General features: G+C 42.7%; 18 protein-coding genes and 1 pseudogene. 4 read left to right on the top strand and 15 right to left on the bottom strand.

Annotation, left to right across the window (positions count from 1 at the left end; all coding sequences use genetic code 11):
- Nucleotides 1-53: 53 nt before the first annotated feature.
- The 5 genes and pseudogenes from AACU28_RS17950 to AACU28_RS17930 all read right to left on the bottom strand — a co-directional run bounded on the left by AACU28_RS17950 (nt 54) and on the right by AACU28_RS17930 (nt 5,209).
- Nucleotides 54-1,694, bottom strand: coding sequence for an endonuclease (locus AACU28_RS17950; protein ID WP_121603372.1), 1,641 nt, complete (start codon nt 1,692-1,694; stop codon nt 54-56).
- A 431-nt stretch (nt 1,695-2,125) separates the two neighbouring features.
- Nucleotides 2,126-2,218 (bottom strand): annotated as a pseudogene (locus tag AACU28_RS17945) (Lrp/AsnC family transcriptional regulator); the annotation flags it as partial.
- A gap of 79 nt (nt 2,219-2,297) precedes the next feature.
- Nucleotides 2,298-2,978, bottom strand: a complete 681-nt coding sequence (locus tag AACU28_RS17940; protein WP_017095181.1) for a haloacid dehalogenase type II — start codon at nt 2,976-2,978, stop codon at nt 2,298-2,300.
- 211 nt (nt 2,979-3,189) lie between these two features.
- Nucleotides 3,190-3,993, bottom strand: a complete 804-nt coding sequence (locus AACU28_RS17935; protein ID WP_017088530.1) for a MetQ/NlpA family ABC transporter substrate-binding protein — start codon at nt 3,991-3,993, stop codon at nt 3,190-3,192.
- A gap of 307 nt (nt 3,994-4,300) precedes the next feature.
- Nucleotides 4,301-5,209, bottom strand: a complete 909-nt coding sequence (locus AACU28_RS17930; protein ID WP_121603371.1) for a dienelactone hydrolase family protein — start codon at nt 5,207-5,209, stop codon at nt 4,301-4,303.
- Between the two features lie 428 nt (nt 5,210-5,637).
- On the opposite strand from AACU28_RS17930, the gene AACU28_RS17925 reads away from it, so the two are divergent.
- On the top strand, nt 5,638-6,264 hold the full coding sequence (locus AACU28_RS17925; RefSeq protein WP_121603370.1) for a type II secretion system protein: 627 nt from the start codon (nt 5,638-5,640) through the stop codon (nt 6,262-6,264).
- Between the two features lie 11 nt (nt 6,265-6,275).
- Here AACU28_RS17925 and AACU28_RS17920 read toward each other — a convergent pair whose 3' ends face one another.
- Nucleotides 6,276-6,731, bottom strand: coding sequence for an Lrp/AsnC family transcriptional regulator (locus AACU28_RS17920; protein WP_012604166.1), 456 nt, complete (start codon nt 6,729-6,731; stop codon nt 6,276-6,278).
- A 142-nt stretch (nt 6,732-6,873) separates the two neighbouring features.
- Here AACU28_RS17920 and AACU28_RS17915 point away from each other — a divergent pair, with 142 nt between their 5' ends.
- Nucleotides 6,874-8,685: a PLP-dependent transferase gene (locus AACU28_RS17915; protein ID WP_121603369.1), complete on the top strand. Its 1,812-nt coding sequence runs from the start codon at nt 6,874-6,876 to the stop codon at nt 8,683-8,685.
- A gap of 209 nt (nt 8,686-8,894) precedes the next feature.
- Here the strand turns inward: AACU28_RS17915 and AACU28_RS17910 are convergent, their stop codons facing one another.
- The 4 genes from AACU28_RS17910 to AACU28_RS17895 all read right to left on the bottom strand — a co-directional run bounded on the left by AACU28_RS17910 (nt 8,895) and on the right by AACU28_RS17895 (nt 12,759).
- Nucleotides 8,895-9,419, bottom strand: coding sequence for a MerR family transcriptional regulator (locus tag AACU28_RS17910; RefSeq protein WP_054543117.1), 525 nt, complete (start codon nt 9,417-9,419; stop codon nt 8,895-8,897).
- Nucleotides 9,413-10,279 carry a DMT family transporter gene (locus AACU28_RS17905; protein WP_121603691.1) on the bottom strand — a complete coding sequence of 289 codons (867 nt, stop codon included), beginning with the start codon at nt 10,277-10,279 and terminating at the stop codon, nt 9,413-9,415. The genes AACU28_RS17910 and AACU28_RS17905 overlap by 7 nt, the downstream gene beginning before the upstream one ends.
- A 303-nt stretch (nt 10,280-10,582) precedes the next feature.
- A complete protein-coding gene (locus tag AACU28_RS17900; RefSeq protein ID WP_121603368.1) occupies nt 10,583-11,476 on the bottom strand; it encodes a nuclear transport factor 2 family protein in 894 nt (297 codons plus the stop codon).
- Nucleotides 11,477-11,916: 440 nt separating this feature from the next.
- Nucleotides 11,917-12,759, bottom strand: a complete 843-nt coding sequence (locus AACU28_RS17895; RefSeq protein WP_017083403.1) for a LysR family transcriptional regulator — start codon at nt 12,757-12,759, stop codon at nt 11,917-11,919.
- A gap of 193 nt (nt 12,760-12,952) precedes the next feature.
- On the opposite strand from AACU28_RS17895, the gene AACU28_RS17890 reads away from it, so the two are divergent.
- Entirely contained in the window at nt 12,953-13,342 is a 390-nt protein-coding gene (locus AACU28_RS17890; protein WP_017085525.1) for a DOPA 4,5-dioxygenase family protein, read from the top strand.
- A gap of 264 nt (nt 13,343-13,606) precedes the next feature.
- Here the strand turns inward: AACU28_RS17890 and AACU28_RS17885 are convergent, their stop codons facing one another.
- Nucleotides 13,607-13,849 (bottom strand): hypothetical protein, encoded by a 243-nt coding sequence (locus AACU28_RS17885; protein ID WP_017094321.1) that lies wholly within the window; start codon nt 13,847-13,849, stop codon nt 13,607-13,609.
- 309 nt (nt 13,850-14,158) lie between these two features.
- Entirely contained in the window at nt 14,159-15,025 is an 867-nt protein-coding gene (gene accD / locus AACU28_RS17880) for an acetyl-CoA carboxylase, carboxyltransferase subunit beta (protein WP_121603367.1), read from the bottom strand.
- Between the two features lie 121 nt (nt 15,026-15,146).
- On the opposite strand from accD, the gene AACU28_RS17875 reads away from it, so the two are divergent.
- Nucleotides 15,147-16,058: a LysR family transcriptional regulator gene (locus tag AACU28_RS17875; protein ID WP_183091200.1), complete on the top strand. Its 912-nt coding sequence runs from the start codon at nt 15,147-15,149 to the stop codon at nt 16,056-16,058.
- Nucleotides 16,059-16,330: 272 nt separating this feature from the next.
- Here the strand turns inward: AACU28_RS17875 and AACU28_RS17870 are convergent, their stop codons facing one another.
- The 3 genes from AACU28_RS17870 to AACU28_RS17860 form a co-directional block, all read right to left on the bottom strand.
- Nucleotides 16,331-17,302: a Solitary outer membrane autotransporter beta-barrel domain gene (locus tag AACU28_RS17870; RefSeq protein ID WP_259462831.1), complete on the bottom strand. Its 972-nt coding sequence runs from the start codon at nt 17,300-17,302 to the stop codon at nt 16,331-16,333.
- Between the two features lie 593 nt (nt 17,303-17,895).
- Nucleotides 17,896-18,864 carry a nucleoside hydrolase gene (locus AACU28_RS17865; protein ID WP_017085347.1) on the bottom strand — a complete coding sequence of 323 codons (969 nt, stop codon included), beginning with the start codon at nt 18,862-18,864 and terminating at the stop codon, nt 17,896-17,898.
- Between the two features lie 669 nt (nt 18,865-19,533).
- Complete coding sequence (locus AACU28_RS17860; protein WP_121603365.1) at nt 19,534-21,576, bottom strand: FUSC family protein; 2,043 nt, start codon at nt 21,574-21,576, stop codon at nt 19,534-19,536.
- Nucleotides 21,577-21,704 lie beyond the last annotated feature (128 nt).

The following is a 21,704-nucleotide window of genomic DNA, read 5'->3' as shown; positions in this document are numbered from 1 at the left end:
ATTGGGCTCAATTCAATAATCATGAAACCATTGTCATGGTGGTTATATTCCGATTAATTTCCCCAGATTTGGCTTACAAACTCTGGATGGTCAATAAACGGATTACGATTCCCTTGGAAATCATGTACCGCCTTATTTCGGTCGATTTCTTTTTGGCTTACTGGATCTTCAGAATGCCAACGCTTTAGCATAGTAAGTAGCCAAGGTTCAAAAACGGTTGTATTGGTTCCATCCAGAGCGGCATCCGAGCTTGTAGAGTTTCCTTCCCAATTAGCGATTTCATTTTCATAGCGTGTTGCCATGTAGAAATATGCTCTTGCGAAATCACCTTTAAACTCATCAATTGGCTCAAACACCGTACCTGCATAACCAAGAGAGTTTGCTGCACTGCCTAATTTAGAACCATTGCTTGATGTGTATGTTGCACTACTTACCTCACCAAATGGCCAATTACTACGTTTCGAGTTAACGTAGCCATCAGTGGCAAATAAATGGTGACCGTCAGAGTTCATTGGCTCGACTTTCCCACCAAACCAGCTTTTCGGGAATGAGTGCTCACGGTTGTAGCAATCACCTTCTTTGCTGTATTGACCACATTGATCGGCCACCTTAGTAAATTGGATTGAATCTGAGCCTGAAGGTTTCTCCGAATACATATCGAGAATCGACCCATCAGTGTCATAGTATGCGTCTAGGTCAGCCTCAGACACTAACGTCCAAATAGCGGTGTAACCCTGACTACTATGATTATCAATAATTTGATATAAGGCCGTTTTTAACGCAAAGCCCACTTTGCCTTCAGCGTCTTTGTAATACTCACCTAACACTGGTGGTTCAGTTGGTGGTTCAGTTGGTGGTTCAGTTGGTGGTGTAGTTGAGCCACCAATCGTAAATTCTGTACTCTGACTTGCTTGGAAATCACCACCAGATGCCACAACGGTCCCGTTTACCGACAAACTGTATGAACCATTCCCCACACTGCAGCACATTCCATCTCCATAAGAGTCTGAGACTTCTAGGGTGTAGCTACCATCTGCTAAACACATTTCCACTTCATTGTTGGTGTTACTTTGATAGTCTGAACCAGAATAAAGAGTTTGAGAAACTGAGTTTTTGAGAGACCAACTGGTTTCAGAGCCATAGTTATCCGTCACTAGCGTGAGTGCGGCACTTGTGTCATTGCAGCTTTGCGTTGGTGGAGCCTCCGTAGGCTGAAAGTTATCTAAATACACCACTTCCGAACCATCAAAACCGGCATCATCATAAAATCGTATGCCCACAACGATATCTTTAGTGCTGGTAGCACTGTACGAGTGAGTCAATGCTTGCCACTGATTCGTTAAACCATTATTCGAGTAGCCTAAATAGCCATCAACAAAAAGGCGAGCTTTCACGTTACCTTCAGTGTGATAAACATCGACAGAGAAATCATAAGTTTTCCCTTGTTCAACACTTATCGTTTGAAGAAAATCGGTATTACTTTGAGTACTTGTATTCACTGTGACTTGTGCAGAGAAACTGCCGTTATTTACAGGGTCGGTAGAGGGTGATATCGCAATGCCGGAATCAATTACACTCCATCCAGATGGTACGTTTCCTTCCCAGTTTTCGAAACTTCCATTTTGCATTTGCGCATGCGCACTCGCTGAACAAAGTAATGCAACGCCACTTAGTGTTATTATTCTATTTATCATATAACCTTCTGTTTAATTGGATAAAAACCAACTAAGCTTAGAAAGTAATCAAAAGATGAATGGAGATAAACATCACATTTATAAATGTAAGTAACATTACTTTTATTAATATATGTGATGTAAAGCAATGCGATATCGACCTGTCTAATGCTTTCACACGCTAGATTATTGAAAAAAGTTCATCTCGGCTTTCAGGGGAAAGCCGCGATGAACCCAAAATAAGCACTTATTCACAAGCCCTGCCTATAGTAAATGTAACCTCTACTAAAGTTCGATCCAGCCCTTACCTAACCAACTGAAAATTATGCGCACAATTCAGTTTGGTTCTAATTTTTAGTTGAAGACCGTGCAAGCACATATTGCTTTTGATTCAAGGCATGATGAAGATCAGCCTCTATCGCACCATAAACCCAAACAACAGCGTCACACATTTATCTCACGGGAAGCTTGGTCTTAGTTTTTACCAGACCGAAGGCTAAGCTGGATTCAATAGAGGCAATATTGGGCAGGCGAGTTAATTGCTCTGTAGATAGAATTAAGGCCTCGGGTGTGCGAGGCCTTTTTGTTTGTATCGAGCGGGAGTAGCAAAAGTCCCTTGAGGTTTTACCTTTCTAAATTGTGCTTAATGATCTGTTCCACCACACCATTCATCGTCTTTGAGCTAATCTCCGGCTTCAAATACAAGGAATGATACTCAACGCCTGTACGGTCTACATAGGCTGCTTGTAAGCCAGCGGATAGCGCACCATGAGTATCCCAATCATGAGTAGCGACAAGACGAAGGTTTTCGACAGGCTCTTGTAAGGTTTCGGCTGCAAATTTATACACGTCTGAATTTGGTTTGAAACTGCCTGTTTCTTCAACGGAAATGACGGTGTCGAAATAATCTTCTAAGCCCGAGTTCTTGATTTGAGAAGTGATGAGATCGAGGGATGAGTTGGAAAAAGCGACTGTTTTAAAACCGTTGTTACGCAATTTAAGTAAAGATGCTTTGATGTCAGTGTGCGGTGGTAGATTGGCAAAGGAAGTTAACAAGGCATCTTTGCTTTCCGCCGTTAAATCACAATTGTACCGCTGTGCAATAGCGTCGAGCGCTGCATTCGCTAATTCAGAAAAAGTAGATTTTACGTTTGTTGCGATGCAAACCGTTGAGGAATGTAAAAGCTTTGAAAACCAAAGCGATAGTGCATCCTCACTGCCAAATACCGCTTTAAATTTAGGCTGTAATGACTCCAAATTTAAAACCGTTTCGTTTATATCAAACAGTATCACTTCTTTTTTCATGCTAAGAACCCAGATTTAATTGAATTTCATGCTTACATAATCCGCTCTGACGATACGGTTTTCAACCTCGATTTAAGTAACTTGAGCTTTGCTCTCTAATTTGAAAAGGGGGCTGGAATACGTCAGCGACAACCCTTCAACTCAAATCTGGCGTTGCTTCATAGGTATCATGCAACGCCAAATCTGAAATAATTTATTTAGCTTATTTAGCTTAATTTGCGGCTTCGATGGTGCCTTTGAAAGTGCTGTCTAAAAAGTCATTGATCTCTTGTGAGTGGTAAATTGAGATGATCTTTTTATACGTTTCATTATTTTTGTCTTCTTCTCGCGCCGCTACAACCATCACGGCTAAAGGTGCGTCTTTTTGCTCCAAGTAAATGCCTTGTTTCTTAGGATCGAGTCCAGCCGACATTACATAGTTCATGGTAATTGCTGCTGCATCAACATCATCTAGAGAGCGGGGCAACTGAGCGGCATCCACTTCAACAAATCGAATGTTCTTCGGGTTGCTAACAATATCGTTTAAAGATGCGTTGAAACCAGCGTTGTCTTTTAATGAAATCAGCCCAGCATCTTCAAGCAGTAACAGTCCACGCCCGCCATTCGTTGGGTCGTTTGGAATCGCGATTCGTGCGTTGTCGGGGATAGAGTCAAGCGAAGTGTACTTGTTAGAGTAAACGCCCATACGCATCAAAATTGAACGTCCGATAGAAACTAACTTGCTATCGTGATTGTCGTTAAAGTTGTCGAGAAATGGCTGATGTTGGTAGCTATTGAGTTGGATACTTCCATCGTCTAATGCTGCGTTAGGGGTGATATAGTCTGAGAATTCAACGAGTTCAATGTTAATCCCTTGCTTTGCTGCTTCTTTGGCGACTGCCTGTACAACTTGTGCATGTGGGCCAACTGTCGCCCCAATCTTGATGACAGCCTCGTCTTTTTTTCCACATCCTGTTACACCGAATACGAAAGCTAATGCCAACAGGGATGCTGTGATTTTTTTGTAGCTGTTCATGATAACTCCATTTAATTGATCAAAAAGATATTTGGGCGTCTAGATGTCTATATTATCTATTTATAAGATCGGGTCAATAGGTTTGTTAGAAGCAAAGTTAGATTGATATTAATAGGCTAGATTGATATTAAGAGTCAGGTTTAATTCATATCAGAATGTCGACGACCCCAAACCTATCTGTAGGGCAAGCCCATGTAGCGTTGAGAAAACAAAGGCCTCGCACGTATGAGGCCTTTTGGGTTTCGTTGAATAAGGTATAGGGCAGTAACTTGGAACTTAAAGAAAACGGGTTCGGTAATCTTGCCTATTAAGAGAGCTTTTGATTAAAGAACTCAAGCGTACGTGTCCATGCTAACTCCGCTTCTTCTTCAGCATATCGACCTGTTGAATCGTTATGGAAGCCATGATTCACACCGTCATAGATGTAAGCGGTGTAGTCTGCTCCGTTCTCTTTGAGTTCGGTTTCATAATCTGGCCAAGTTGCATTCACACGTTTATCGATTCCAGCGAATTGGATGAGTAATGGCCCTTTAACGTTCTTTCTTAAATCAGGTGCGGCAGGAGTGCCATAAAATGGAACGCCCGCATCCAGCTGCTCTGGCATTACCGCCGCCAACATATTCACGATATAGCCACCGAAGCAAAATCCGACTGCGCCTAGTTTGCCGTTACTTCTATCATGAGATTTCAAAAAGTTTGCAGCGGCGATAAAGTCTTCTTCGATTTTCTCTTTGGATAATGATTTTTGCATTGATCTACCTTCATCATCATTACCTGGATACCCACCAAGCGAATAGAGTGCATCAGGTGCAAACGCAATAAACCCCGCGGCCGCGAGTCGTCTTGCCACATCCTTTACGTATGGATTTAAGCCTCTATTTTCATGAATGACCAAGACAACAGGCGCATTACCCTCTAACTCTTTGGGTACCACCAAGTAGCCATAGCCTTCTCCGTGTCCTTTAGGTGAAGGAAACTTCTCGTAGGTTGCTTTGATGGAAGGATCATTGAAAGAGACTTGCTCTGCCTGCGCATAATTAGGGATCAGTGCAGAAGTTAGCGTCGTCATAGTTAAGCCAAGTACAGCTAGCCCGGATAGTCGAGCCATAAACTCTCTGCGATCAATCAGACCGTGCGCATATTCGTCGTACCAATCAAATGCTTCTTGAGGGATAGATCGAGTTGGATCTGATTGAGACTCGGTACTTTGATTCATAACTTTTCCTTGTTGTGAGTTGTTTGACCAATCAACTATAGTGGAAATTTCAACATATTTGAACGATCGCTCAATATCTTTTAAGCTATTTGTTATATCAAAGTACAAAAATTAGATGACAGTCAGATAAAACGATCACTTCGGAATCGATTCCCATGTCTTAGGTTTGTTTTACTGAATCAATCAACACAAGGTTGATGTAAGTGATTAAGTCCGTGAAGTAGGGTGGTTATGACTATTCGATATATGTATTTCTTATTGGGGGGGAGGTTCTAGCTTTAAATTGGGCATTTAAGAGTTAAGCCTATTTACCACAGATATGGACAAGTACGTTTCAATGCAAAACGCTTGATTTTACTCTGGTATAATCTTTCCTATAAGAGCAGCCTTAGCGTTATCAGAACCTTCTTTATGAGAGATAAAAATAGATGTTGAAACTTTTGCGTCAGATAGAAAAATGGAAACTTGCCGCGTTTAGTTTACTCATGCTCATTGCCGCTTTTTTTATCTACAACCAGTTCGGGAACCGTATGTCCCGTGTCGACGAGGCAAAATTTCTAATCGGGCAACTTAATATTGTTTTGGATGCTGCTGAGCAATATTCTCGTGATAATGGTTCTTTGCCTCCCATCACTTCCGATACCGACACGAACTTCGGCTACTTAAACATCAATCACTTAATCGAAAATCCGGGCTTATCAACATGGAAAGGCCCGTACCTATCTTTTGACGATACATGGATAGGTGGTGATCAGTACATCGACCACCCAGATTACATAGCAACGCAATTACTGCTTAAGGAAAAGGATAGCCTTTGGGTACGAGGAAGCTCCGAGACAGGTTGCGAATCGTCTTCATCCACTTGCTCTGTTGCGGCTTGTATCTGGTTGGTACCAACAAAAGTCGCACAAGAAATTAATCACATTGTGGACGGCAGTTCGAGCATAGAAAGCTCGGATGCGACAGGAAAAGTACGTTACGACAAAGCTTTTGGTGGCGCACTTATCTGCATGATTGGAGATGACTATCCAATGCCATCAGCAGCGCTAAATTAAGTCGTTTCTAATTACCTCACTGGCAGCTTAGTCTTTGTTTTTACCTGACCGAAAGCGAAGCTGGATTCAATAGAAGCAATATTGGGCAGGCGGGTTAACTGTTTGCGGATGAACTGCTCGTAGCTTTTGAGCGATTCACTGACCACATGCAACAGGTAGTCATGATTGCCCGTCATCAGAAAGCACTCTAATACTTCATCAATCACTTCAATGTGCTGCTCAAAGTCTCGCATATTCTCTTCAGTTGGCTTTTCAAGTTTCACCAACACAAATACATTCACAGGCAAGCCGCATGCTTCTTGGTCGACACTGGCGTGATAGCCGCGAATAATCCCTTGTTTCTCTAATGCTCGAACTCGGCGTAAGCAAGGTGAGGGCGACAGTGCCACGCGATCGGCTAACTCTTGATTAGTCAGGCGGGCGTTGCTTTGCAGTTCAGCCAGTATTTTCTTGTCGATCTCATCCATTGGCATATCCCATCAATATTCAAGTTTATTTGGCAATATTATTGCTCAAAGTGTATGTCTTACTTCGCAAATAGCAATTTTTAGCATCTGCACAAAACTAAAATTAAAGGAGGAACAATAAGCATGGAATGACTTAGGAATTATGAATACATCAACTCAACTTAGCCCGCTGCGTAAAACAACCAAACATGAACAAGCAGAAGCCCTTGCCATTGAGCAAGCAAAGCATTTTGGTATCGACCCAAACAGTGATTACGGCGTCACGCTGATTGAACTGGCGACGACACTGTACCAAGCCAATACCAAGACTCACGATCTTTGGGCATTGACGGTTGATGGACTTTCAGAACTCGACAAGAGTGACCGAATCGCTTGGTTTAACGCCAAACGTTTCTTGTCATTTCAGATCGCTAAGATCCTCGACAACCTGCAAAACCCAATGCGCGCTACTTACCAATCTATTGCCACCAATAATGGTAATTTTGCGTCTAAAGGCGCGTATCCTATCTTCGATAATGTTGCCGCTATTTTCTCTGCCAGCCCTGTTATTACGCGCACTGCGACCTATTTGTTTGCGTGTACAGAATGGATTGAAGATGCGTTTAACGGTAAAGAGCCGCTGCACGATATTTACTCTCGACTGCTTAATCCAACATCGATTTCACTGGCTAATCACATGGTTGATATTGAGGCAGGTTCTAGAGCCAACGAGTACCTCGCATGGAATTTTAACTCGGGGATGGCGGCTATTGATGGGTTGTTGAGCCACTTGCTCGGGCATGAAGACATTGTCTTGGCTTCACGTAATATCTACGGCGGTTCTTACCAGCTGTTGGAAGATTGGTTTGGCAAGCCTTCGAATCTGAATGTCGCGGTAGAGTGGGTGGATGGTTACTCCGGTGATGAGTTTGCGACGCGCCTTGATGAGGTTGCTCATAAATACGCAGATCGCCTCGCTGCGGGTAAAAAAATCTACGTTTACCTAGAGTCACCATGTAACCCACATGGATACGTGTTGGATGTTGCTAGCATCAGTAAAGCTGGTCACTCTCGTGGCTGGGATGTGATTGTTGACTCAACAGTGGGGACTCCATTGCTGCATCCAGTACTAAAACGCGACGATGTGGCGGAAAGACCCGATTATGTCATTCACTCTTACACCAAAGAACTGGCGGGTTCTGGCACCACAACCGCTGGAGTTGTGATTGGCCGCAACGAGACCATGTTTATTCCAAAAGGAGAGGAGGTCACTTTCACCAAGTCCAACGGCGATGAGGTCACCATTCCATGGAACGAAACGCTGTTTTGGAATGTGTACTACATTAAAGGCGCATTCCTAGACGCAGACAAAGCGTTTGAAGTGCTCAATGGTATGAAAACGTATGAGATGCGAGTGGTGCAAAAAACGATTAATACACTGACTCTGGCGAAGATCTTCGATGCCCACCCAGACATCAATGTGTCGTGTCCAGCTTTGCCAGATAGTGATAACTATGAGCACTGCCAGAACAACATGTACTTGGGTTTACCAGCGGCGCTTTTCACAATCGATATGGAAGGCAACGGCGACCGTGCACCAATCAATCGAGATGGGTTTAAACAGTTCTTTGACATGCTTGAGCCAGCAATCGGCATGCAAGTGAGCCTTGGGCAAACCAACACCGTGGCTTTGTGCCCAGCACTGACTACGCACTCAGAACTCAGCGATGAAGCGCTTAATGAAGCAGGTATTAAACCGACCACAATGCGTATCTCTATCGGCTTAGAAGATCCTCGAATGTTCATCGCTCATATTATCGAGGCCGCTAAATTGTCGATTGACCACAAACACGCAGACTTCTCATCGAGTTTCCCGAGTGGTGACAGTATCGATGAAATCTATATGCAAACCTATATGGATGTACACCAGAGGTTTGTGAAGAGCTTGCCGAAGTTCAGTCAGCTTACTCAGTAACTTAGGCCAGTAAGGACAGTTAACAAGAGAAGCCAGTGAAGTAGGGTAGCTGTAAACGTTAAATGAAAAACGTAAGGCTTCGAACTGCGAGGCCTTTAGGTATTCGGGTAATAACAATAAACCAATCTAGAACAAATCCTAGAAAAATGCGTCGATGAATCACCTAATAGCCTTTAACTCGTGGAATGTGGGCAAATCATTTCAACACCTCACGGCTTTCGTGACCACGCCCTTATTTGCTCAATTTCATCTTCATCGATATTTAAAGATTGGAGGAATTTGAGATGTCCTAGTGGCTCCATCTGCTCAAAGCGTTTGTGCCAATTGATCATGTCCTGTTCATCCATTCCTGACTCTTTAAGTATTTCTGTCCAACGCTCTTTGGTGAGTAGGCCTTGATTAAGAAGTTCAGGCTCTTTGAGTAACGCCATAATGGACTGTTGCTGCTGACGCAACTTTTGAATTTCTAGATCGAGAGCAGCAAACTGTTGTCTTAGTACCGTATCTCGGTCTTCATCTTGAGATTGCTGTAGCAGGCTCTCAATCTCACTGACAGGAATACCATAAGAACGATAGGCAAGTATTGCTCTAAACCTTTCAAGCTCTCGTTCGCCATATTGGCGATAACCGTTAGGTGTTCTAGCTGCGGGAGTGATTAGCCCCTTTCGTTCGTAGTAGAGAACCGTTGTTCGAGATACCTCTAGTTGTTCACAAAATTGTTTGATGCTCAACACTTAGGGCTATCCTCTTTGGTGGTTTGATAGTGAGACCAAATCAATGGAATCAATGCACTAATAAGAATAATCAGTGCCCCAATCATTGACCATAAATCAGGAATTTCAGAAAAGACAACTAAGCCAATAATAAGTGAATAGATAATCTTTACATACTCAACATTGGCAATGATGTTGGCTTGCGCCCATTTATATGCAGAGATACCAACATACTGAGCAAACGAAGAGATGATGCCAACTAACAGCAGTAAAATAAAGTCTTCGACTGTTGGCGTGCGCCATAAGTAAAGGGTTGGTATTAATGTTATCAAACCAATTGCCAGAGCTTGGTATGCCATCAATGTTATCTTTGGTTCGCTCTGTGCAACTTTCCTAACACACACTACCGCTACCGACGCGCCTAGTGCGGCAATCACGCCAGATAAAACATAAAGGCTATGGCTTGCAGCAAAGGTCGGTCGAACAACCGTCATTACCCCGATAAATCCAACCACAATCGTGAAAATTCGACTGCTGGTGATCTGCTCTGCCAACACGAAATGAGCGATTAGAGCCACAAAAAGCACCTGCAAGAAACCGAGTGCTGTTGCGTCAGCAAATGGAATATTGCTCACTGAAATAAAGCCAAAATATAGAGCGGTAAAAGCGCCTAGTATTCTTAGTAGGTGAAGCGATATTTTGTTGGGCTTAAGTAGCACACCGATATTTTTGCTGATCGCAGGCATGAGCAATAACATAAAAATGAACTGGCGAAAGAACAGGATCTGAAAGGTGTCATAGTCTGTGCTGAGCTGTCGAACAAATACCCCAACGATCGTAAACAGTGCTGTAGATATAAGGGCAAGAGTGATCCCTTTCATTGTCGATGGTAGATGGTCGAAGAGCTGAAATAGCTTTGACTGCTGTAAGTCTCGTAATTGGTGCAACGAAATGTGCCTCTTTAGTCATGATAAGCATAAGGCTAATCATTCTAAAGTCGTTACCTGTAGACAGGTCAAGTGATATGAGTGGTTAACGGCTAGAAAAAGAAATTAGCCACAGAGGTGGCTATTATTCAAATGTTAATGGGTCATTTCCTATAACATAAGGCAAATATGAGCGGAAAAAGTAGTTTTTTGGACAACACTGATGTTGAGCACTTTTTCCACTCAATGAAGCTGCAATTAACGTTGGCTAGGGTAACCAAACACATCGTTCTCGTTGGCTGACTCTCCAGTTTGAGTTTCTGCAATATCCCAATGCTCTACTATTTTCCCTTCGCTATTAAAGCGGAAGATATCAATGTAACCAACACCTAAATCGCCTTTTTTACCTAGGTCAGTTTGCTTAGAATGAACAAGAACCATGTCACCCATCGCGATTGTTTTTGCTATCTCCGTTTTTAGCTTGGTCCCGTTACTGTTTAAGTAATCGAGGTAACCAACCAATGCTTTTCTACCATTTGGAACCTCTGGGTTGTGTTGAATGTAGGTTTCGCTAGAAATATACTTTTTTAACGCACTTGTATCCGCTGGGGTATCAAAGCTTTTCAACACAGCAATGGCTCTGTCTCGATTACGCTCGATGTCTTGAGTTGCATCATAGATATTCGCGTCTGGCCCTTGGTACATGGTGTTTTTGTTTTCAGATTTTTCCGGAACTTGTTGGTAGTGATCCCAATGCTCTACCAGCATGCCATTTTCTTCTCTCCAGATATCAACATAAACATATTCCGCACCGTCTGAAGTTGTCCAAACAGAGTGTATTGCGACATAAGGACCTTCTGCAATGGTACGGTAGATATCTACTTTCACGCCAGGATCAGCAGTTAACTCGCCAGCTACCGCTTTAATCAGTTCTGCTGGTCCATTGCCATAAGCAGTAGCGTGTTGGATGTAAGTGTCACCAACGTACTTTCCGAAGTTGTTCAAATTCCTATAAACCAGTACATCTTCATAGAAGCCTTCCGCTAGTTTAATGGATTGATTAGTTTGAGCATCAATGGTGCTTAGGTTAGCAAAGCTTGGGGCAGTAAATAGACAAACAGCCATTCCGATTGCAACAGATTTAATAGACATGATTCTTCCTTTTTAGGTTTGTTTTGTTTGAGCACCTGTATGCTAGCCACTCTAATTAATTAAAAAAATAGGGCATTATTCATACTTCTCATGAATAAATTCGATTGGTTGTAGTTGTTGTGGTGAGATGGTGGTTGTGGCGAGGTGGTAGGTAAAATCTATTACTTAAATCGAGATCTAATGATGGTCACGGGATACTGGCTGGGATCTGATAACTACTTATTTTAAAGGGAAAATCAGAGCAATATAATTACTCTGAATAGATGAATAGATGAATAGATGAATAGATGAATAGATGAATAGATGAATAGATGAATAGATGAATAGATGGGTTCAATACACAGGCGTTTACTTGGTTTCAAAAAACAGAGACCTCATACCATGGTCGGTCTTTTTTAACATGCAGCCAAAAAACTAAGAGTATCAACCCCAAATAATACTCACTGTAATCGATTTTTAAGCCAAGAATGACGCTCTGACTGCTTATTTCTATTGTGCCAGACTTTAACAATATTGAAGTGAGGAAGCTCAAAAGGTAAGGGGACCTGCTTAAAGTCTCTAAATAACGTTTCTGACAAGCGAGAAGGCATTGTCACTATGATGTTTGTATCTTTAATTAAAGACGCTATCGCCCCAAAACTTGGCGCACTAGCCACGATTTTTCTCTTCACTCCTCGTTTTTTAAGTATTGTGTCTATCTCGGTTTGGTGAGAATGCTCAAAAGACATGATGGCGTGAGGTTTGGAGCAATATTGCTCTATCGTTGTTGGCGGTGTTTGCTTTTGAGGATTGTAAAAACAGACCTCTTGGTCAGAAAACAACTTAGTTTGAATTAAATCCGACTCGTTACTCGTTAGTTCAGGTGACAAAACAAAATCTACATCGCCAGACCGAAGTAATGAAGCCCACTGAAGTTGAGTTCTGGCTGGAGCTATGTGCAACGAGCTCATCGGCGCTGCTTTCTGGAAATCATGAAACATAGGTTTTATAACGGTTTCTATTTCATAGTCGTTAGCCGCGATGGAAAAAACTTTATCATCTATTAGTGGGTTGTATTGTTGTGAGCTTGCGAAGGCTTGCATCGCTATTACGATTTCTCTGGCCCTTTCAATAAGTTCTCCCGCCTTTGGCGTAGGCGCGATGCCTCTTCCTGAAGTGACAAACAATTCATCTTTTACTATTTTGCGCAGTTGGTTAAGCCCATGGCTAACTGTTGATTGAGTCACCCCCATACTATCCGCTGCCTTTGTTACTGATTGGTGTTCATAAACGCTAATAAACATGCGAAGTAGTCGTCCATCCAACGTAGAGTAATCGAAAGTGTTCATAGGTAACATTCAACTTATGCAGTGTATTAATGATATAGGTTGTAACATACTCTTTCTCGATAAAACAGAACCAAAGATTGACTCACCGGAATGAACGATATTTTCGAGTTAATCGTGAATAAAGAATTCCAGTTTATAGAGGTATTTTATGCCCAGTTTCACTCCCCAATTACCAATTGCGTATGGTAATCACCAAGAAGCAATATCTTCTCCAAGGTTAAAAGGTTGGCATGCACATATTTATTTTAACGACCTTACCGAGCAAACGGCTCAAAGGGTAATTAACGATATAGCATTAGAAATTACAGATCTAAGACAAGGCCAACTGCATCGAAAATTGGTTGGTCCTCATCCCTGTTGGAGCTGTCAGCTTTACTTTAAACCACATTTATTAAGTGATGTAGTCACTTGGTTGACGTTCAACCGAAAAGGTTTAACGATACTTTTTCACCCCATCAGTGGAAATGATTTGTTAGATCATAAAGATAGAGTGTTTTGGATGGGAGATGTCAAAGCCCTAAATCTAGAGAATCTATAAAGCCCCAAATTTGTATCGATGATGAAAACAATGAAAAACATGGAAAGAGGGGGGAAGAATCAAAAGAAGGGAAAGGAAGCGACTCGTTCAAATCCTGGATAGATTGCTCTGGGGGCAACGGTGACAGCAAGCGCTAACTGAGGAAAAAAGCTTTCGCTACAGCCCATGCTGTCAGCATGAAATAGTGCTTATTAAGGTCGCTCGACAGGGTAGTCGAAAGACTGTTGTTAGCGAACTTTGTTACTTCCTCTATCCACTCGCGTACTATTTTGGCTGGTGGCCTGTTTTCTTCGCAAGCTCTAGCATAGCTTCGGCAAACGTAGTTGTTCCGCCTTTCGCTTTAACCTGAACCACCTTATATCCCAGGCTTTCTAGCGCTTGGCGCTCCACTAAAACCGCTTTGTCATCTGGCTGACTGCCTTGCACAGGCTGATGAATGTAACACCCTTCTAATTGACCATCTTCGACCAGCTGGTGGTGTTTCAGTGCATTGATATCAAAATTCATAGTAAGTCTTTTCGTTTTAAATGGAGAGTCTCTGTGGCAAAGGCCGCGAGTCTTAATAATTTTATGGTTTGTACCATACGGTATTTTAACTATAAGAAGCTAGTGAAAATACAGTAATCTAAAGGAATGTACTGGGTGCGGTTCGTATTCTCAATCTCTTATTGATAGTAGGAAAGGGAAGGAACTGAATGCGAAGGTTACATGTACAGCCAGATGTTTAGCGACAAAGAATGTTCTCCCCTCGGTCGTTAATCTAAAGAGATCGCTGAACTTCATTTTAGGGGGAGTTATAGGGCGAGGTGTAGTGGTCTAATGCTCAACTTGAATCTGAGTATTGGTCATCATCGCGATCAGTTTAGCTACTCGTTTACGCATGTCACGTCTATCAATAATCATGTCTAATGCGCCATGCTCTAATAGGAACTCACTCTGCTGAAAATCTTCAGGTAATTTTTCTCGTACCGTTTGTTCAATCACTCTTCGTCCGGCAAAACCAATTCGCGCTTTGGGCTCGCCAATGTTGATGTCACCAAGCATTGCTATACTTGCTGATACACCGCCAAAGGTTTGGTCGGTTAATACGGAGATATAAGGGAGCTTTGCATCTGATAGTCGTTTTAAAGCAGCACTCGTTTTTGCCATTTGCATTAAAGCCATCAGTGACTCTTGCATACGCGCTCCACCACAAGCCGAAAAGCATACTAATCCACAGTTAGCCTCGATGGCTGCATTAACAGCATCAACAAAGCGAGCGCCCACAACGGCACCCATTGAGCCAGCCATAAAAGAAAATTCGAAAGCGCACGCCACAACAGGCATCCCTAACAACTCTCCCTGCATCGCGACTATTGCATCTTTCTCACCTGTACTTTTTTGGGCTAGGGCAAGGCGCTCTGTGTAGCGTTTATTGTCTTTGAAACTGAGCAAATCTTTCGGCTCGTGTTGTTTGCCTAACTCAGTTTTCATACCTTTATCTAAAAAACTGTCTAAGCGACAGCGTGCCGACATCCTCATGTGGTGATCGCATTTTGGACATACCTCCAGATTTTCTTTAAGGGCTATGCTGTACAGGATCTGGTCGCAAGAGGGGCATTTTGTCCATACGCCTTCTGGAATATTCGCTTTACGCGTACTGATTATATTTTTCTTATCTAATAGTTTTTCTATCCAACTCATTGGAAACCTTATCCAGTTCACTTTTAATGATGAGTATTGTATAAGCCTGTTTCTGGTAATAAAGTGGCTAATATTGGCTTTATAATCCAATTGGTTGGGATTATTAGAATGGGTGGGATTAATGGGAATGCTTGAGAAGATTGATCAACAATGGCTAAAAAGTTTTCACTGTGTCTATGAGAACAATAGCTTTAAGAGAGCTGCAGAGTTTCTGTGTTTACCGACATCAAACGTCAGTCGTCATATCGCGTTGCTAGAAGAGCAGCTAGATGCTCGACTTTTTGATAGAACGACTCGCCGAATTTCTTCGACAGAAGCAGGGGACCACCTCTATCTACGAACTCAGCCATTGTTGGATAAACTCAACGATGCCCTTGAGGAGGTGACACAACACTCTCGTGAAGTCATAGGGCAACTCAATGTTTTAATGCCAGACTCACCTGACTTGGCCCAAGCCGTCGTTTCGTTTTGTACTCAATATCCATCTATTTCATTATGTTGTGATACGAGTATCAGCCCTAAAGAGGATCCGCTTGACGGGTTTGACGTTATTTTGAGTTTTCATCGAGGGAAGCTAGAGGATAACAATTGGATAGCGAAAGAGCTTAAGCGTTGGCCTAGTGTTGTTGTGGCTTCACCCAAACTTCTTCATACATCTTCTAAGCCTTTTAAGATTACGGATTTGAAACATGTACCTTGTATTAGCAGCTTTACCGCGTTAAATGGTACGCCATGGGTATTTAAGAACGAAACAGGTCAGGTAATTACTCAAAGAGTAAAATCTACATTTAAAGTGAATAGTGGACAACTCGCTAAAGCAGGTGCATTGGCTGGTTTGGGGTTTGCGATACTCCCTGCTGAATTTTGTCGCGATGAAATAGATACTGGCTCTTTGGAAGTCATAGAACTTGAATACAAACCTGAAGATTTGGTGCTGTACGCCTTTTATGCGTCGAGAAAGCACATAGCAAAAAAGGTTCCGATGTTCATTGAGCACTTAAAACATCAAGCGAATCTAGACGCGCAAAAATAACAGAAAATTCGGAGGCTAGGGGCTCTTCCCTAGGTTAGAGGTGTACTCACTATTTATGGATAAAACTAAGACCTCGCGTTTGCGAGGATTTTTGTTTTTCGGGTAGTGATAACAAACTCTTGGACAAAAGCTTGTCAGTGATTTTACTAAATTAGCTTTTCACGGATTACCTGGGGTATTGCAAAACCTCTAACCTTTGGGCCAAATTCACTGAGCCACTACATGGCGGCTTACCGCCTGTTTTGTACAAGTTATATTTAAAGTTCAGTGGCTTAGTTTTGGTTGAACAGCAATACAATCGTGCCACCTTTTAAGCTACTTCCATAATTGAGATTGACGCCAATTCCTATGTTGTCGATATAGGTCTTCAAGAATGGTGCGGAAACTAACCACCCCAAGCCCCATTCATAGAAGTGAGCAGCTCCCAAGGGAACTTGTAGGTCGGCACCAACGTCGATTCTTCGGACGCTACTAAACAAGGTTTGTTCATACCCTCCCCAGTCCGCGATGTCATAGAATCCTTTCAAACCATTTATCCAGTACCAGCCTTCGGGGTTACCTATGTCGCCATTGTTTGCTTCTCCCCACCCGTGACCATAGAAGTAATTTATTTTACTGTACGCTTCCCAGTGCCCCCATGACTGAGGCTTTCGATAGTGAGACTCGATGCTTGGTTGCATGGTAAAAGCCCAAGCGTCTGTATTAACTACAAAGCCATCAAGCTGCTCTCGAAAGAGCGTGGTTGTAGGATCGTTGTAATCGTATTTATTCTCAAAATACATCAGATTAGCTCTCATCCCAGAACGTATGCTCCATACTTCTGAGAGAGGATAACTTGACCAGTATTTTGCTCCGGCCGTCATGACATTCTCAGTCGATTTGTCACTGCCGCTGTTTGAGTTTTCTGTAAACTTAAACTCTCTTGTTTGCTCTATGTAGGAAACAAACAAAGATACGTTTTGATTGATCTTTTTCCCATTATTGAGCGTTAATTCATCCAGTTTCCATGTAAATGGTGCGTTGTATACACTAATCTGTTTTCGATTATCCAACGCTTCCATACTCCCTAAGTTGTCCCCAAATACACTGCTCGCATTGAAGTCATGAAAACCCAATGAGATCGCATCACTGTCACTAAGTAGCACTGCCGTTGCAAAATTCTGATCAAGCAGCTTTTTAAACGTATCGTCTGCCTGAGCGAACATTGACGTAAATACAGAAAGATATAAAAGTAGGTATTTCAACGTTCACCACCCTAGTGTGACAACTTAAGCGCACAATTAAGTTATTCATGAGAATTACACTGTATCCTTATAATTGTAGGTCGGTTGCTTTACGAGAGGTAACTACTAGCCACGCAGTCAATACATGTAAACAGGGTGACGCTGTCCTTTTGGTTCTTTTGCTTGTTTAACCTGTAGTGGTCAACAAATACCGGACAGCAATTTCAATTCTGAAGAAAGGAGCTTAAGGAGTTCATCAGTATTTACCGTTGGTTCTGTATTCAAAATAATGCTCCTACCTAAATGGCTTCAATCGACTAGACACACTGATTAGAAAAAATAGGTCAAATACTAGACCGTAAAAAGCATCTGATAAGTCAGTTAACTTTGAAAGGGGCATAAGTGAGCTAGTCAATTATCGAACTTAGTCAATGAAAATTACTTTTTGATATGGATAGACACTTAGCTCGTGGCTTGTATTGATATTGAAGATCAGTTTCATCTGAATCAGGTGAAACTGACAGTGCCTTTGAGCGTTTCTACGCAATTGTAGGATTATTGTATCTAGAGCATTAGCCTGTCGCGCATTTCTCAATATTTACGACAGGCCCACTTTACTGCTGTGAATAGTTTATCAATGTCTCTCTGTAGAGTGAGAGTAAAGTATCGCTATCTACTTGAACGCCGACTTGTTGTGCAGGAAATAGACCCCATTCATCATTCATATAGTTACGTTGATCAGCCTTCTGAATGGTCATCCCTTCCGCTGGCCCATCTGTGACAACCCTGACCGGGCCATTACGACTTGTAAAAAGAGACGGTTGGATAACATAAGCAATGGCTGATGGGTCATGAACATGACAACCATCCATTCCTACTTTGTCAGAATAAAACTTTAAGTAGTAACGACTAATGTCCCAGATGAACTGCCCAACTTCTCCAGCGTCATCTCGCAACTCATCAAGGTATTGACTGGTAAAAAAACTCTCCTCTGTAACATCGAGCCCGATAATGACTACTGGCCATGATGCCGTAAACACCTTATCGGCAGCATGAGGGTCATCATGAATATTCGCTTCGGCAAATGGCGTTACATTCCCTCTGTGGCCGTTTTCACCGAATGCACCACCCATAACGACCACTTCTTTTACCAAGTCGACGATGTCAGGAGCAGCTTCCAGTGCAAGTGCAAGATTAGTCAGAGGACCGACAGCCACAAGAGTGATCTCTCTAGGTTCAGCTCGAACACTGTCGATAATGAACTGATAAGCTGGCTTTTTAATCGCTTCATAATCTAGCGAACTTGGTGCCGTCACATCACCCAACCCCGTTTCACCATGCACAACAACCGTTGCTCCAACCGGATCTCTTAATAAGGGCTTATCCGAACCTTTAGCAACGAGTGCCTTCATACCGAATTTTTGCTTCAGATAGAGAGCATTTTGAGTGCCATTGTCTATCGTCGCATTTCCATAAACGGTCGTGATCCCCATCAGCTCAATATCTGGATGTGCTTCTGCAAATAGGATTGCCATTGCATCATCGATGCCCGGATCTGTATCTAGGATGATTTTCTTTGTCATATCAGCTTCTAATTAAACAGTTGAGAGGAGTAGACGATACCTAGAAAAAACACTGATGAACGTGACTTGAATCTCATGATGAGAGCAATTTAACTTAAACTCTCAAGGTTTGAATTGCTCGTATGAATATTGTACTCCGGTCATTTTGTTTCTGCCTTTTCTAAGGTATTAGTACCTTAGAAATATTGGATAATTCACCATGCCACTACAAGTTTTTTGACAGTGATGGACCACCAGTAGAATAGAATGTTCGATACTAAAGAAAGTTATCACGACGTATGTGGTGAATTTAATAATGGTTTGTAAATCAGTTGCTTATTATGGATTTGTTCATTTTTAAGATTCCAAGATCAAAAGCGAACTAGGTCCTGATTTGGAATGGATGCCATCTACAAATAATGATGTTGTAAACGTCATAAATTCTCTAAACGAATTGGTTTTGCACGGTCACTTAAGGCAATTAGGTCGATGTGGTCGTTATGACCATATATATTCAATAACTGAAAAAGAACGTAAGTATTGGAATGAGTTAAATAACAAGTTTTAGATACTCCTCTTTTTCCTAAAGATGTGCCAAACGCTTCGCTCTAAAAATACAGATCAAAATCTGAATGGCTATTAGTGTTTAAGATCTTTGGTATTTAAGTCCTTTGATCGTTAAGCCCTGATTTAGCCTTCTAGATTACGCCTAACTAAATCGTGCATTTGTTTTACTGTCATCAGTGCTAACCAGATGATTTCTTCTATTGAACGCTGACCTGTTGTAGTAGTTGGGTGATCGGCTTCAGTTTGATTGGTGAGCGCGGGCAGCTCATGGACGCGGTTATCACGAATGGTATTGATCAATGCATCCATCGCATCATGAATTAAGCGTTCGACTTGTTGTGAACCTTGGTATTGTGTGCCTTTTCTGACCAGCGGAATCAGCAAGCAGAGATAATGGCTTAATAATCGATAGTGACTCAGCATATCTTCATAATAGTGAGGATCGGCACGAGTGTGTTTTGGCTCTTGCTGCATCTCATTGTAAATCAGCTCAAGGTCGCTTTCGGCGGTTAGCATAGCGGCACGTTGCTTGGTTAGCGCAATATGGTCATGTTGTTCGGTGCCAATTTGCAGCTGTTCGTAGCAATACACAAATAAGCTTTTTGAACTATTAAGCGCTTTTAACGCTTGAGTGTGGATCTCTTTGCCTCGCCATTGCGGCCATAACAAGCTGTATCCGAGCAGGACAATCGCGCCCCCGACTATGTTGTCGATCAAACGTGGTGCTGCAAAGTCGAGCCCTTGGTGCGCCATGGTCTGATACACCAAAATCAATAGCGCTGTAATGCAACCAATGGCTAGCGAGTAATGGCGCATGATATTAAGCATTGCGACAGGCAAGAGGAAAACGATAAGCGTATACATCGCGGTCGTTGGTACGCCAATGTGAATTAAAGACGTCGCAAACAGCACACCAAGCGCCGTACCTAAACAGCGTTGCCACGTTTTACTGCGTGTCGCCAAGAAGCTTGGTTGAATCACCATTAACATCGAAATCAGAACCCAATCAGGGCGAATCAATTCAAAGTATTCCGCAATTCCAGCACCAAGTGCGAACATCAAACCGACACGGGTAACATGACGCAAAATCGGATTGCCTCGGCTTGGTAGGCGAAAAGACAACTCGAACGGCTGCACTTCAAAAGAACGTTCATAAGCGGGTTCATTAAGCTCAATACGACGGGAAATATGCTTCACTGCGTATGCCCAATAACGAAAGCGGGGTTGGTCTTCGAGCTTGACCGCTTCAATCAAGTCATTAGCTTCTTGCTCTAATGAGCTTAAGTGCTTCACCTCTTCGTTTGTGTTGTGTAGAAGCTGTTTGGCTTTGTGTCTTAGTCTTTGCTGACAATGCTGGCTCCAAACCAATAGCAAGTCTCGTTTGTGTTTGCTGGACTGAAATTGGTTCAATAGATCGGGATTCGTTGTGTGGCTGCTGAGTATCACTTCAAACGTATCAAGAGCGAGGAACAAGGCTTGTCGAAGCGAGTTAGCATCTTCTTGTTTAGATCGAAAAGATTCAGATTGAAGAGCCTGTTGGAACAACTCGATGAGTTGGTATTTGATGCGTCTTTTCGGTGCATCACTTTCGCTACCTAACAAGAATGCTTGGCGATATTGGATGTAGTCTGCCAACGTTTCGTAAATCGCGGATAGACACACACGCAATGCATAGTGCTTCCACAACGCAAACCAAAGCCAGCTAAACAGCGAAAAAGTAAGGGGGCCAAGCACCAACATTGGGTACAAGCTTAGCGCTGTGTTGGAATTGTGAAGTGAGAGAGTGACGACTGCTATCAATAGGCTCGACATACCGAGCCTCGCCCAGAATGGACCATTGACTGCCGCACTGGCAAGCAAAGCACCCATAGCACCATAAGTCACCCATAAAGGCAGTCCGCTTTTCAGCAGAGCGTAACTGATGGCCAAAGTCATGCCCCAAGCGGTTGCGGTAATCGCAAAACGTGTCCACCTCCTTGGCCCTGCTGCATCGAGGCCACTAATCAGAGCGGCTGGCATGGTCATCAGCGCGGTCATGGCGATAGTGGTTTGATTCGACAGCACCCCTAAGCCGAGAAACAGCACAATGGCACTGGTGGCGCGAAGCCCAAGGTTAATAGAAGGGGAGTACCAGACTTTACGCAAAATGGCAGGAGAAAACGTCATAGACCCTCGTTATTTGTTTGATCTTAATGAGTGTAACGCCAAACCTCTTCGCGTGCTGTCTTCAATCACAGATTGATAAATTGAATCGCTGCAAGCCTCTTCTATTGACATAGAACGCTATATAGCTT

Origin of the sequence: Vibrio sp. SBT000027, assembly GCF_963894355.1 — a bacterium.
Lineage (GTDB): Bacteria > Pseudomonadota > Gammaproteobacteria > Enterobacterales > Vibrionaceae > Vibrio > Vibrio splendidus.
The sequence above is the reverse complement of the archived record's forward strand: the minus strand, read 5'-3'. Positions and strand labels throughout refer to the sequence as shown.

Bases quoted from the DNA above. Each gene is read 5' to 3' on its own strand.
- AACU28_RS17950 (WP_121603372.1), bottom strand. From the start codon at position 1,694: ATGATAAATAGAATAATAACACTAAGTGGCGTTGCATTACTTTGTTCA.
- AACU28_RS17940 (WP_017095181.1), bottom strand. From the start codon at position 2,978: ATGAAAAAAGAAGTGATACTGTTTGATATAAACGAAACGGTTTTAAAT.
- AACU28_RS17935 (WP_017088530.1), bottom strand. From the start codon at position 3,993: ATGAACAGCTACAAAAAAATCACAGCATCCCTGTTGGCATTAGCTTTC.
- AACU28_RS17930 (WP_121603371.1), bottom strand. From the start codon at position 5,209: ATGAATCAAAGTACCGAGTCTCAATCAGATCCAACTCGATCTATCCCT.
- AACU28_RS17925 (WP_121603370.1), top strand. From the start codon at position 5,638: ATGTTGAAACTTTTGCGTCAGATAGAAAAATGGAAACTTGCCGCGTTT.
- AACU28_RS17920 (WP_012604166.1), bottom strand. From the start codon at position 6,731: ATGGATGAGATCGACAAGAAAATACTGGCTGAACTGCAAAGCAACGCC.
- AACU28_RS17915 (WP_121603369.1), top strand. From the start codon at position 6,874: ATGAATACATCAACTCAACTTAGCCCGCTGCGTAAAACAACCAAACAT.
- AACU28_RS17905 (WP_121603691.1), bottom strand. From the start codon at position 10,279: ATGAAAGGGATCACTCTTGCCCTTATATCTACAGCACTGTTTACGATC.
- AACU28_RS17900 (WP_121603368.1), bottom strand. From the start codon at position 11,476: ATGTCTATTAAATCTGTTGCAATCGGAATGGCTGTTTGTCTATTTACT.
- AACU28_RS17895 (WP_017083403.1), bottom strand. From the start codon at position 12,759: ATGTTTATTAGCGTTTATGAACACCAATCAGTAACAAAGGCAGCGGAT.
- AACU28_RS17890 (WP_017085525.1), top strand. From the start codon at position 12,953: ATGCCCAGTTTCACTCCCCAATTACCAATTGCGTATGGTAATCACCAA.
- AACU28_RS17885 (WP_017094321.1), bottom strand. From the start codon at position 13,849: ATGAATTTTGATATCAATGCACTGAAACACCACCAGCTGGTCGAAGAT.
- accD (WP_121603367.1), bottom strand. From the start codon at position 15,025: ATGAGTTGGATAGAAAAACTATTAGATAAGAAAAATATAATCAGTACG.
- AACU28_RS17875 (WP_183091200.1), top strand. From the start codon at position 15,147: ATGGGAATGCTTGAGAAGATTGATCAACAATGGCTAAAAAGTTTTCAC.
- AACU28_RS17865 (WP_017085347.1), bottom strand. From the start codon at position 18,864: ATGACAAAGAAAATCATCCTAGATACAGATCCGGGCATCGATGATGCA.
- AACU28_RS17860 (WP_121603365.1), bottom strand. From the start codon at position 21,576: ATGACGTTTTCTCCTGCCATTTTGCGTAAAGTCTGGTACTCCCCTTCT.